Origin of the sequence: Staphylococcus sp. FSL H8-0121 (assembly GCF_038008425.1) — a bacterium.
Lineage (GTDB): Bacteria > Bacillota > Bacilli > Staphylococcales > Staphylococcaceae > Staphylococcus > Staphylococcus pasteuri.
Window position 1 is genome coordinate 69,767 of record NZ_JBBOZB010000005.1, and the last position, 12,629, is coordinate 82,395.

Consider the following 12,629-nt stretch of genomic DNA (forward strand, 5'->3'; position numbering starts at 1 on the left):
CGATTACATGAAATGAGAAGATTGAAAATTAGTAATCGTTTTACTGTAGTTGGCGAACAAGTATCATTGATTAAACGAATCATTTAAGACTAGACGATTCATTGTTATGGACATATTCATGATGACTATCGTATTGAATATTTACGTAAACATATTCAAGCTGCTATCGAAGCAGTAGCTAAAGACGTTGATAAAGGAAAAACGATTCGTTTTTTACAAAATTTATTAAATATAAGTAGTGAACAAACGATTGTATTAAGTGATGGTTTAAATGATGTTCCTTTATTTGAGCATGCACGATACAAAGTTGCTATGGACAACGCTTATCCAGAACTTAAAAGTAAAGCAAATTTAATTTCAATTAATAATGATAGAGATGGCGTAATAGAAACATTGAATATATTACTTATAAATGACGATAATCATAGTGAATGCAACAATATGTAATTAACTTTTATACGATAAACCGCATCATAAAGGAATTTTGAACGTATCAGAACATATGAGGTTTATAAGAATTGCTGTTATGTTTTTTGAACACATCAATAAACAAAAAAGGTATGCACTATGTAAAATATTTATTAAATGATATAAAGCGAGGATACATAAATGATTTTTAAATAGATATGTATCCAATAATATAAAAAGGGACTATAAGCTATATCTAACTACTTATAGTCCTTCTTCATTAGTATAAATATTAAGAAAGGTGTATATCTTTGTAACCTTCATTTACATTAATAATGTTGTGATAACCTTTATGTTCTAAAATACCAATAGCTATCGAACTTCTAATGCCAGACTGACAGTGTACATAAATAATATCGTTTTTATTGAAAGGTAAATCTGTTTCTAAAAGTTTGCTGTGTGGTACATGAACCGCTTGAGATAAGTGGCCATTATTCCATTCATTATCATTACGTACATCTAATATATGTGATTCGTTACCTGTAATGTCTTCACTATGAATGGAACGTGTTTGAATCTTAGATTGAGGTAATTGATATCCAGCAACATCATCGTATCCAATGAGTTGTAAGGTATGTGTTGCTTTTGAAATAAGGTGATAGTCTCCAATCAAGTTAATTTCTTGATCATAGTTTAGATACCAGCCAATTTGATTGATGAAATTTTTATCATATGGAATATTGATTGTACCTTCAATATGTCCACCATGATAAGCCTCCTTACTGCGGAGATCAAAAGTTAATCTGTTTGTACTTGTAGTTGGATAAACCGTATAAGGTTGATATAAATTCATACCGAATTGATTAATTTTTTTCATTTGTGCAAAATGATGTGGTGGTGCAGGTTGGTCAGAAATGAGTTTATCGATAAAGGTAGCTTCGTTATTTTCAAAAAAAGCCCAGTTCGTTTGTTTTTCATAGCCAAGCGTAGATGTTGGAATAGCACCTAAAGATTTACCACAAGGACTACCAGCGCCATGGCCAGGCCAAATTTGAATGTAGTCTGGCAAGTCTTTAATACTTTTAATCGATTTAAACATTTGTTTAGCGCCTATTTCAGATGATCCTTCTACTTTAACCGCTTTTTCTAGTAAATCAGGTCTACCGATATCTCCTACAAAAATAAAATCACCACTGAATAGTCCCATTGGAACTTGTGCTCCAGCACCTTCGTCAGTAAGTAAAAAACTTATACTTTCTGGCGTGTGACCAGGTGTATGAAGCACTTTTAATTTTATATTTCCTACATAAATATCGTCATTATGTTGAACAAAATGAGTGTGGTTAGGCATATTTTTATAACCTAATGTGTCATCACTTTCACCTGATACATAGATATTAGCATTTAACTTTATAGCAACATCTCTAATTCCTGAAGCAAAATCTGCATGTATATGTGTTTCAGCTGAATGAGTAATGGTTAAACCTTCTTCATCAGCAACTCGAATATATGAAGATAAGTCACGAATAGGATCAATAATCATGGCTTCTCCAGTTTTTTGACAACCGATTAAATAAGATGCTTGGGATAAATGTTTATCATAAAATTGTTTAAAAAACATAATATCATTCCTTTCTAATTATATAAATAAATTGTGATTAGCTTGTTCTGTATATCCAATATATGCACCTACGCCACCGTATTCTACATCATCGCGTAGTTCTTCTTTTGTAATGCCCATCACATCCATACTCATTGTACAAGCGATAAGTTTAACACCTTGCTCAACTGCTTGATCAATAAGAGAAGGTAAAGTATCGACATTTTTCTTTTTCATGACATAACGCATCATTAGATTGCCTAAACCAAACATATTCATTTTAGAAATAGGCATGTTAATTGGTGAATTTGAAAGCATGAAGTCAAAAAGTTTTGCAATACCTTTTTTCTTAATACGTTGACTTTGAATTTTTTTAAGTGCATTTAAGCCCCAAAATGTGCAAAAAATGGTTACATCTCTCCCTGCGGCTTTAGCACCATTAGCAATAATCATTGCTGCAACTGCTTTATCTAGCTCGCCGCTAAATAAAACAATCGTTGTTCCACTTTTCGTGTGTGTCACTTCTATATTTTTATTTTCTTCTTTTTGAATAATAGCGCGAATTTCATTACCAGAATCATTGAGTCTAACAAGTGTATGTCCAGTTTGTTTGACCCAACTTTTAATATCATTTAAAAATCCGTGATCAGTCACAACAACTTCTATTTGATCACCAATAGCGATGTTTTTGATTTCTTTACTAATATTAACAATAGGTCCTGGACATTGTAGATTACTATAATTGAACATCTTACGATTATCTTTAATTTCTCTATCTTCTTTTACTTTAGATAAATTATCATTATGATGTTGTTGTTCGTATGCGGTATAACCTCCGTCTAAATTCACCACATCGTATCCACGTTGTGCAAGAAATTGACTGGCTTTTCTACTTCTATTACCACTTTTACAATAGATATAGTAAGTTTTATTTTTGCTTTGTTTAAAAGTCTCTATATTTTCAACTGAATGTAATAAAGCATTTTTAATGTGTCCTAATTCAAATTCTTCAGGCTGTCGAACGTCAATTAATTGACCCTTAGAACCCAATTCTTGTAATTCTTTTTTAGTGAAATCATTAATGTGTTTCGTTTTATATTGTGACATAATTACCTCCTTTTAAATACCTATGGGGGTATATTATAACGAATTAGATAGTTTGTCAAATACCTGTGGGGGTATTTGACAAACTAAAATTTAATCAATATGATGTAATTATTAAAAATGAATGTGGAGTGAAATATATTGGAATATAATAAAAAGATGATTAATCGTATTCATCGCATACAAGGACAGCTTAATGGAGTCATTAAAATGATGGAGGAAGAAAAAAATTGTAAAGACGTCATTAGTCAATTAAGTGCCTCTAAAAGTTCTATTCAACGGTTAATGGGTATTATCATTAGTGAAAACTTAGTAGAATGCGTCAAAATGTCTGAAGAAAATAGTGAAGATTCTCAGGCACTAATTAATGAAGCAGTTGAATTATTGATAAAAAGTAAATGATAAGTATAACAACAATTATAGTAATGTTAGTTATTGGTATCTTAGGAGGATTTATTTCTGGATTAGTCGGTATAGGGGGAGCCATTGTTATTTACCCAGCTCTCTTATTATTACCACCATTATTTGGTTTACCTACTTATAGTGCTTATATTGCTTCAGGATTAACTTCAAGTCAGGTTTTTTTTAGTACATTGAGTGGATCTTTAAACGCATATAAAAATAAAAATTTTTCTAGAACGCTTATACTTAATATGGGAAGTGGAATGGTAATAGGTAGTATGCTAGGTGCAATCTTAGCGAATTTAATAAATGTTCAGTTTGTTAATACGGTTTATATTATTATTGCATTACTAGCTCTTATTCTAATGTTTATAAAAGTTACACCATCTACTAGTCATATTAAGTTTAATCGTCTACTTTTAATTACAATAGGTGGTATCATCGGTTTGGTATCTGGTATTGTAGGAGCTGGTGGCGCATTTATTATTATTCCAGTACTACTTGTTATATTTAAATTACCAATGAACATGGTGGTTACAAATAGTATTGTAATTGCATTCATTTCTTCTATTGGAGCATTTATGATTAAATTATTACAGGGGTATATTCCTATCAATAGTGCAATACCGTTAATTTTAGGTAGTATACTATTTACGCCTCTAGGTATGAAAATGGGTCAGAAAATACCTGACTATATTCAAAAAACGATAATATGTATTTTAATCGTCGTTGCAATTATTAAGTTGATATTTTGAAGTTATTTTATAATAAAAAGTCTATTAAAAAGCGTCTCAATGATATTGAGACGCTTAAAATTTATCTAGCCTTAAATGAGTCAATGGCTGCTTTGATTTCATCTCTAACACGTTGGAATTCTGACCAAGGTTTGCCAGCAGGATCGTCAAATCCCCAATGTTCCTTCTTTACATTAGGCGGCAATACAGGACAGTTTTGATCAGCATCGCTACATAGAGTTACTACTAAATCAGATTGGTTTAGTATATTTTTGTCAATTAAATTAGAAGCATGATTTGATATATCAATTCCAACTTCTTTCATAGCTTCTATTGCTTTTGGATTTACACCGTGTGCCTCAATACCGCCAGAATATACTTGCCATTCATCTCCTAAGATTTTTTTACCCCAGCCTTCAGCCATTTGGCTACGGCATGAATTACCTGTACATATAAAATAAATTGTTTTTTTATCCATAAATAGTTTCCTCTTTTTTTAGAAAATAATAAGTGTTAGATATAACCCTAACAGTGTGATAAATAATACCGGAATCGTTATAATAATACCGATTTTAAAGTATTGTCCCCAAGAAATTTTAACACCTTTTTGAGTAAGCACATGTAACCAGAGAAGTGTTGCTAACGAACCAATTGGTGTTATTTTAGGTCCTAAATCAGATCCGATAACATTCGCATAAATCATGCCTTCCTTGAGTATGCTTGTTGTTTGAGATTGACCAATCGCTATTGCATCTATTAAAACAGTTGGCATGTTGTTCATAATGGATGAAAGGAATGCAGCTATAAAGCCCATGCCCATGATACTACTAAATAAGCCGTAATTTGAAATATTTGTTAGTCCATCACCAAGAAGCGTTGTGATGCCCACATTTTTTAGACCAAATACCACAAGATACATACCAATAGAGAATAAAACAATATTCCATGGCGCACCTTTAATTACTTGTTTCGTATGCACAGCCTTAGACTTACGTGCTAATAATACAAATATTAAAGCAATGATACCAGCAATAATTGATACTGGAATATTTATAAACTCACTTATTAAATAACCAACTAGCAATACAGTGAGTACAATCCACGAGATATTAAAAAGCTTTTTGTCCTTAATCGCTTCTTTTGGTTCTCTAATATTTACTGCATCAAATTTTCTTGGGATAGACTTTCTAAAATAAAGCCATAAGACAAGAATACTTGCGATTAAAGAGAATATATTAGGTATAATCATTTTACTGAAGTACTCAACAAATCCAATATCAAAGTAATCAGCAGAAACAATATTAACTAAATTACTAACAATTAATGGAAGAGACGTAGTATCTGCAATAAAACCACTAGCAATAATAAATGGGAATATCGCTTTTTTATCAAATCCTAAACTACGTACCATTGCTAAAACAATAGGCGTCAGTATTAAAGCCGCACCATCATTTGCGAAGAAGGCTGCTACAACTGAACCTAAGAGCATGATAAAGATAAACATTTTCAAGCCATTACCCTTTGATGCTCTTACCATATGTATGGCAGACCATTCAAAGAATCCAATTTCATCTAATATGAGTGAAATAAGAATAACTGCAACAAAAGTTAAAGTCGCATTCCAAACAATTCCAGTAACTTCTAGTACGTCTGAAAAGCTTACAACGCCAGTGATTATAGCAACTACAGCACCAATTAATGCAGTAATACCAATATCTAGACCTTTAGGTTGCCATATAACAAAAATTAACGTTAATACAAATATTGTGATTGCTAATATCGTCATCATTAACACTCACCTTTCTCTACTGTTTCACATATACATGGGACAGTACTGGAACTCAATAGAGTGAGTCGTGATGTAACGTTATCCAATACGTCATGATTCAATTTGTATAAAATTTTATTACCATCTTTTCTGGATGTAATTAAATTATTGTCTTTTAATACTTTCATATGATGACTTAATGTGGGTTGAGAAAAAGAAAAATGCTCTAATAAATCACAAGCGCATAATTCACCGCAAGATAACAAGTCTAATATTTCAAGACGGCTACTATCAGCAATCACTTTTAAGTATTGTGAAATTTCTTTATAATTCAATTTTTCTTCTTCCTTTCTACTTGAAACCTTTTATAACGTTGATAATTTTTATTACCACCTGACAAATTAAACACTTGTTTAAAACCTAAATTAATAAGTACGTTTTGTGCAGCATTCCCAGTAGTACCTTTATTACAGTAAGTCACTATCTTTTGATTTTTATCTACTGTTTTTGCATAACTTCTCAATATTTTCAATGGGACGTTAATCGCTCCATCAACATGATTAACTTCAAATTGCTTTGGAGAACGTACATCTAAAATCAATAAGTTATTATTTTGTTTCATGACTTCTTCAGGCGTTATAATTTTGCGTCCTCGAGTAATATTGTGTCCAATCATCCCTGTATAAATAACAGGATCTTTAGTTGTAGAAAAAGGAGGCGCATATGCTAAATCTAAATGAAATAAATCTTCTGCATGGGCACCAAACGTTATAGCAGTAGCTAGTACATCTATTCTTTTATCTACACCTTCATACCCAATAATTTGGGCACCCAGTAATTTAGAATTGTTTTTATCAAATATAGCTTTAATTACCATTTCTTGACCTTGCATATATTCTGGACGATTCGGTTTCACATTGTGTAATACGTCAATATCAATATCTAAATCAATAGCTTCTTTTTCAGTTAAGCCTGTTTGGGCAATTGTCATATCAAATATACGAACAATGCCTGTTCCTAAAATGCCTTTATGTTCTAGATTTCCACCAGTTAATCGATCTCCTAAAATACGTCCCATTTTATTTGCTGTAGAACCTAACGGTCTATATATAGGGTCACCAGTAATTAAATTATAACTTTCTGCTACATCACCAATTGCATATATGTGAGGAATATTTGTTTCAAAATACTTATTGGTTTGTATTGCTCCAGATTTTCCAATATTAATACCAATTTCTTTAGCTAATTTAGTATTTGGTATGACACCAATTCCAATAATGATTAAATCTGTATCAATTAATTCGCCAGTTTTTAAGCTCACTCTATTTATTGTATGATTTTCATCATAATCAATAATATCTATTTCATTATTGGTATATACGTTAGCTTTATCTTCAATATATTCTTGAATCATAAAACTGATATCGTAGTCTAAATGAGGCATAAAAGTACTACGTTGAATAATTGAAGTATTGTAATTAGATAATTGTTCTAACATTTCTAGACCAATAAATCCACCACAAATGATTGTTATATTCTGAACATCATTGTCCTCAATATAATTATAAATTGCTTTCGCATCATTAATATTCTTAACTTTAAATACATTGTTATATTCTTCGCTATTTAATTGAGGAAGTTCCTTAGGCGATGAGCCTGTTGCTAATACTAATTCGTCATATTCTTGAATCATCTTTTCATCATTTACTAAATTGGTAACAGTTATTGTTTGATCAGTATCATTTATCTGATTCACTTCATATTTTGTATAAATATCTATATTAAAGCGCTCTTTAAACCATTTAGCATTTCTTGGCGTGAGTTCATCAATATCAGATACATTACCGCCTATATAGTAGGGGATACCACATACTGAATACGAAATATCACTATCTTTATCAAAAACGATAATTTCCACATCTTCACTATTTCTTCTTGCTTTAGCCGCGACACTTGTACCGGCAGCAACTGAACCGATGATTACAATTTTTTTAATTATGATAACCCCCCATAAGGTATGACAAAATAATTGTCAAAACTTTCATTTTTAATCTTGTTTATCCAAAATGATTCATCTTCTTTTTTGTTACTAAAAAGGTCATCACGTTGATTTAGCGTAACTAACGATTGATTAACAACCCACCAATTATGGCCTATATTAGCTCTATTTAAATCTTCTACTAAACGTTTAGATTCTAAATAAGGTGTTTTTTCTGCTAGTGTTACGATTATCATCTGTGTTAAATTTTTATTTTGAATTTTAGGTAATAATGTTTCAACATTACTGGTAGTTTGAGTTGATTTTTTCTTTAATTCTCTATGATGATTTTCACTAGAATCAAGTAACAGCAAGGTATGGCCTGTAGGAGCTGTGTCTACAATGACGTAATCCATGTCGTCTTGATTCTCCATAATGTCACTAAAGGCTTTGAAAAATGCTATTTCTTCTGTACAAGGTGATTTTAAATCTTCCATAATATAATCAATATCGTCTTGTGGTGTATCATCATTCACTGTGGCTAGTACTTCTTTTTTATACTTTTCTAATGCTTGTTCTTCATCAATATAAGCAGTATTTAAATTACTTGTAGTTTCAACATTAATTTCTTTAGTAGGGTCAGTAGTTGCTAAAAGAACACGATATCCTTTATTAGATAATGCTGTAGCTAATTGCGTTGCTACTGTCGTTTTACCAACGCCACCTTTTCCCATTGTAAATAAATATTGAACTTTACTATTTTCAATTTCATCGATTAATTTATTGAATTGCGGATGATCTTCAACAATAAAGTCATCATTTTCAATTAAGTTATCATCATTTAATAGATTAGTTAAATTTTCTATACCTTCTTCTTTCTGCTTTTTATATGGAACGTAATAAGCATGATTGTTATTTAACCATTCAGTAAAATGATTAATGTTTTTATCTTGTTCCGATTTCATCTGACTCGAAATTAAACCGTGACTTTCTTCTATATAGTTGTTAATGATTACTTTGAATTTAGAAATTGACAGTTGTTGTAATTCTTGTTGCGCTCTTTGAATTTCATATATAGAAGAGTGAGTAGGTCTCGCAACTAACATCATGGTCGTATCATCTTGGTTACGTAGTTTTTCAAGTGCTGAATTATATTTAACTCTATTTTCATTTAAACCTGATAATTGACCTAAGCAAGAAGCGTCATTACTCGTTGTATTTAAATAATCTGTCCATGCAGAAGGTAATTCAAGCATTCTCAAAGTGTGACCTGTGGGAGCTGTATCAAATATAATGAAATCAAATTCTTGTTCTAAAGTTTTATCGGATAAAAAATTTGTAAATTCATTAAATGCTGCTACTTCAACTGTACATGAACCACTTAACTGTTCTTTCATTTCAGCAAGCACATCTTCTGGTAGAATACCCTCATAAGGTTCTATAGATTGTGCTTTATAATCGTCTGCAGCAACAATCGGGTCGAAATTGGCTATAGAGAGATTAGGTATAGGTTGATATTTAGTTAATTTATTAGATAATTCCATTTGAAATACATCTTGTAAATTACTAGCTGGATCAGTACTTACTAAAGCTACTTTCTTTCCATTCTCTGCTAAGTTTAAAGCAATAAAACTTGATATCGTTGTTTTGCCTACGCCACCTTTACCAGTAAAAAACAAATATTTTGTTAACTCAATGTTATCTAAATTCAATTTATTTAAGTATTTAACAGCATCCATTTCCACCACAGCATCCTCCATTTCTCATTTGATTAACTGTAATAATTTCATCGGCTTCTTCTTGGGTAATATAAGCGCCCGTTTTAGTTATATTGCCTTCTATAAAAGTGATGGGTAAAACTTCATCACCTTTTTCTTGAATTAAACGAATAACTTCTTGATTTTTAATGAATTCATTCGGATTGTTATTCATATTATAACGTTGAACTTCTATTTGATTTTGCTTTAAATATTCATTGATTTGGTTCGCTTTTATTAGTGTTTCATCCGGTTCTGGACCACATAGGCCAGTAGAACAGCACATAGCTTCTTCGTATATTTCAATATTTAACATTATACTCACCTCATTAATTAATTTACGATTATAGACTAACATCTATATAGATGGATGTCTATGTTTTGCTTGAGTTTTAAAAATTTTACTAAATTTAATTCTTAATAATACATTTTATAAAAAATTATTTTAATATTTCTGTGAGCAATACCTAAGTTTATGTAAAATTATAGGTTTTCTTCTTGCGATAATATAGATATTGATTTATATTTAATATATCAAAAAAAATTGATGTATTAAATGATATAAAACTACGTTGACAATAAGGAGGCGTGCTTGATTGCGAGTAAACCATGCAAGTACTTTAACTGTTGGTTATTTTGTAAGTTATTTAAATCTTGTTATGCTATCAAGAGAAATCAATTTAAAAGAAGCTACAATGTATATGGAGAAGGAGTTCTTTAAAGGGAACATTAATCAGTATGGCGAATCAACAAAAAATAACTATAAACAAGCAATTCAAGAATTGAAATAAAGATAATATAAACTCAATGAAATATTATAAAAAGGATGGTCTTTTATGGAAGTTATTAAAGCAAAGACTGATATGAGTGAAGATCAACAATTTGACTTTTATGAAAATATGTTTAATGCGCTAGCTGATAAAATCAGATTAAAAATACTAAATCAAATTAGCCAAAGCTTCAATAAATCATTATGTGTATGTGATTTAGAAGAGTTATTAGATATAAAACAATCTAAACTTTCTTATCATTTAAAAAAATTAGTAGATGCAAATGTTCTTATTGCTGAAAAGCATGGCACATGGAATTATTATAAAATTAATGAGCAGCAAATACAGGTTGTTTTAAATGAAGATACTTGTTGTAAGATACTTTAAGTATCTTTTTTAATATAGTATTAATCAAATTTTTTTGATTAATACATCAAGAAATATTGATTAATTAAATTTGGAGGCATTATACTCATGTTAGATTCAATTATGGAATTTATAAAAACATTTGTGATGTTGTTTTTTGAATTATTAATACTATTCATCATCGTGAGCTTTATTGTAAGTTTAATTCAACAAGTAGTTTCGGAAGAAAAAATCAAAAGATTTTTGAGCAAGCCTAATCAAGCAATTAGTTATATATTGGGGATGGTGTTTGGTGCGATGACACCCTTTTGTTCTTGTTCTACAATTCCAATACTTGCAGGTCTATTAAATTCTAAAGTACCTTTTGGTCCAGCAATGAGTTTCTTAATATCTTCACCATTAATGAATCCATTAATGATATTTATGTTATGGGCCTTATTAGGTTGGAAAGTTGCTGTTATTTACTTTGTTGTACTAGCGATTTTTAGTATTTTAACGGGTCTAGTATTTTCAAAAATGAATTTAGTTAAAACTTACAAAGGTGTAAACGTTAAAGGAGATGGATTTTTTGCTAATAAACATGGATCTCGTTTTAAACAAGCATTAAATGATGCGTGGGCATTTTTATATCCAATGCTTCCTTACCTATTTATTGGTGTATTTATTGGAGCGTTCATATATGGATTTGTACCCGAAACATTTATTACTAAATATGCGAGTGAAGGTGGCATTATATCCGTATTTATTGCTTCTATTATAGGTATTCCTATGTATATTAGACCTGAAACAATGTTACCTATAGCTGAAGCATTAGCTTCAAAAGGAATGTCGCTTGGGACAGTTGTTGCTTTGATCATTGGTGGTGCTGGTGCAAGTATTCCAGAAGTTATATTATTATCGAAACTATTCAAGAAAAAATTTGTAATCTCATTCGTTATCGCCATTTTAGTTGTAGCTATTTCTACAGGTTTGATGGTGAACATCGTTATTTAAAGGAGGTGAGATAATGGGAGTCAAAGACGTATTAAAAAAATTAAAACCTCAGGAACAATCTTGTTGTTCAGTAGAAATTGAAGAAAAAAAAGAGAAAAATGAAAAAGAGCAACAGGATAATAATTGTTGTTGTAACAATTAATTTAGAAGTCTGTAAAATATATGCTTCTAATAAATGAACGACAAATTCCAATGTAATAGTATGGAATTTGTCGTTCTTTCGTTGTAAAAAGAAAACCATACGCTATGCGTATGGTTCAGAAAAGGTTCTACCGTTGTCACAAAAAAAGCAACTCTACGTGCTAGAATAAATATTGGTCAGCCAACCAAAATAATCAACACGAGGAGATGCTTTTTAATGTCATCCGACACAAACAGTTTAGCACATACAAAATGGAATTGTAAGTATCACATAGTCTTCGCTCCAAAATATAGAAGACAAGTAATATATGGGAAGATAAAGAAAGATATTCGAATTATTCTACGCCAATTATGTGAAAGAAAAGGTGTAGAAATTATTGAAGCAGAAGCATGTAAAGATCATATTCATATGTTAGTTAGTATTCCACCCAAAATAGGAGTGTCTTCATTTGTTGGATATCTAAAAGGTAAAAGTAGTTTAATGATTTTTGATAGACACGCTAATTTAAAATATAGATATGGAAATAGAAAGTTTTGGTGTAAAGGTTTTTATGTAGATACAGTAGGTAGAAATAAAAAAGTCATTGAAAATTACATTCGTAATCAAT

General features: G+C 30.5%; 15 protein-coding genes and 1 pseudogene. 8 read left to right on the forward strand and 8 right to left on the reverse strand.

Annotated features, from left to right (window positions below):
* Positions 1-108: 108 nt before the first annotated feature.
* Positions 109-447: pseudogene (locus LFT63_RS12145) on the forward strand (HAD hydrolase family protein); the annotation flags it as partial.
* A 253-nt stretch (positions 448-700) separates the two neighbouring features.
* Here the strand turns inward: LFT63_RS12145 and cstB are convergent.
* Both cstB and LFT63_RS12155 read right to left on the reverse strand, forming a co-directional pair.
* Positions 701-2,029 carry a persulfide dioxygenase-sulfurtransferase CstB gene (gene cstB, locus LFT63_RS12150; protein WP_340769443.1) on the reverse strand — a complete coding sequence of 443 codons (1,329 nt, stop codon included), beginning with the start codon at positions 2,027-2,029 and terminating at the stop codon, positions 701-703.
* Positions 2,030-2,047: 18 nt separating this feature from the next.
* Positions 2,048-3,115 (reverse strand): DsrE/DsrF/DrsH-like family protein, encoded by a 1,068-nt coding sequence (locus tag LFT63_RS12155; RefSeq protein ID WP_340769445.1) that lies wholly within the window; start codon positions 3,113-3,115, stop codon positions 2,048-2,050.
* A gap of 138 nt (positions 3,116-3,253) precedes the next feature.
* On the opposite strand from LFT63_RS12155, the gene cstR reads away from it, so the two are divergent.
* Both cstR and LFT63_RS12165 read left to right on the forward strand, forming a co-directional pair.
* Entirely contained in the window at positions 3,254-3,514 is a 261-nt protein-coding gene (cstR, locus tag LFT63_RS12160; protein WP_000456194.1) for a persulfide-sensing transcriptional repressor CstR, read from the forward strand.
* A complete protein-coding gene (locus tag LFT63_RS12165; protein ID WP_002473148.1) occupies positions 3,511-4,269 on the forward strand; it encodes a sulfite exporter TauE/SafE family protein in 759 nt (252 codons plus the stop codon). The genes cstR and LFT63_RS12165 overlap by 4 nt, the downstream gene beginning before the upstream one ends.
* Positions 4,270-4,330: 61 nt before the next feature.
* Here LFT63_RS12165 and arsC read toward each other — a convergent pair whose 3' ends face one another.
* Genes arsC through arsD form a run of 6 tightly spaced genes read right to left on the reverse strand, consistent with a single transcriptional unit; the run spans position 4,331 to position 10,067 of the window.
* On the reverse strand, positions 4,331-4,726 hold the full coding sequence (arsC, locus tag LFT63_RS12170; RefSeq protein ID WP_015387314.1) for an arsenate reductase (thioredoxin): 396 nt from the start codon (positions 4,724-4,726) through the stop codon (positions 4,331-4,333).
* Positions 4,727-4,744: 18 nt separating this feature from the next.
* Complete coding sequence (gene arsB, locus LFT63_RS12175; protein WP_340769449.1) at positions 4,745-6,037, reverse strand: arsenite efflux transporter membrane subunit ArsB; 1,293 nt, start codon at positions 6,035-6,037, stop codon at positions 4,745-4,747.
* Positions 6,037-6,351: an ArsR/SmtB family transcription factor gene (locus LFT63_RS12180; protein ID WP_002441914.1), complete on the reverse strand. Its 315-nt coding sequence runs from the start codon at positions 6,349-6,351 to the stop codon at positions 6,037-6,039. The genes arsB and LFT63_RS12180 overlap by 1 nt, the downstream gene beginning before the upstream one ends.
* Positions 6,348-8,012: an FAD-dependent oxidoreductase gene (locus LFT63_RS12185; RefSeq protein WP_340769462.1), complete on the reverse strand. Its 1,665-nt coding sequence runs from the start codon at positions 8,010-8,012 to the stop codon at positions 6,348-6,350. The genes LFT63_RS12180 and LFT63_RS12185 overlap by 4 nt, the downstream gene beginning before the upstream one ends.
* Positions 8,012-9,733: an arsenical pump-driving ATPase gene (gene arsA, locus LFT63_RS12190; protein WP_029056260.1), complete on the reverse strand. Its 1,722-nt coding sequence runs from the start codon at positions 9,731-9,733 to the stop codon at positions 8,012-8,014. Before arsA ends, LFT63_RS12185 begins: the two co-directional genes overlap by 1 nt.
* A complete protein-coding gene (gene arsD / locus LFT63_RS12195; RefSeq protein ID WP_070451438.1) occupies positions 9,720-10,067 on the reverse strand; it encodes an arsenite efflux transporter metallochaperone ArsD in 348 nt (115 codons plus the stop codon). Before arsD ends, arsA begins: the two co-directional genes overlap by 14 nt.
* A 280-nt stretch (positions 10,068-10,347) precedes the next feature.
* On the opposite strand from arsD, the gene LFT63_RS12200 reads away from it, so the two are divergent.
* The 5 genes from LFT63_RS12200 to tnpA all read left to right on the forward strand — a co-directional run.
* The gene (locus LFT63_RS12200; protein WP_029056259.1) at positions 10,348-10,542 is read left to right on the forward strand and encodes a hypothetical protein; all 195 of its coding nucleotides are present in this window, start codon (positions 10,348-10,350) and stop codon (positions 10,540-10,542) included.
* A gap of 45 nt (positions 10,543-10,587) precedes the next feature.
* The gene (locus LFT63_RS12205) at positions 10,588-10,908 is read left to right on the forward strand and encodes an ArsR/SmtB family transcription factor (RefSeq protein ID WP_002449352.1); all 321 of its coding nucleotides are present in this window, start codon (positions 10,588-10,590) and stop codon (positions 10,906-10,908) included.
* Positions 10,909-10,995: 87 nt separating this feature from the next.
* Positions 10,996-11,880 (forward strand): permease, encoded by an 885-nt coding sequence (locus tag LFT63_RS12210; RefSeq protein ID WP_029056258.1) that lies wholly within the window; start codon positions 10,996-10,998, stop codon positions 11,878-11,880.
* Between the two features lie 13 nt (positions 11,881-11,893).
* Complete coding sequence (locus tag LFT63_RS12215) at positions 11,894-12,022, forward strand: hypothetical protein (protein WP_002449516.1); 129 nt, start codon at positions 11,894-11,896, stop codon at positions 12,020-12,022.
* Positions 12,023-12,238: 216 nt separating this feature from the next.
* The coding region (gene tnpA, locus LFT63_RS12220) for an IS200/IS605 family transposase (protein WP_340769456.1) at positions 12,239-12,629 on the forward strand (391 nt) is incomplete at its 3' end.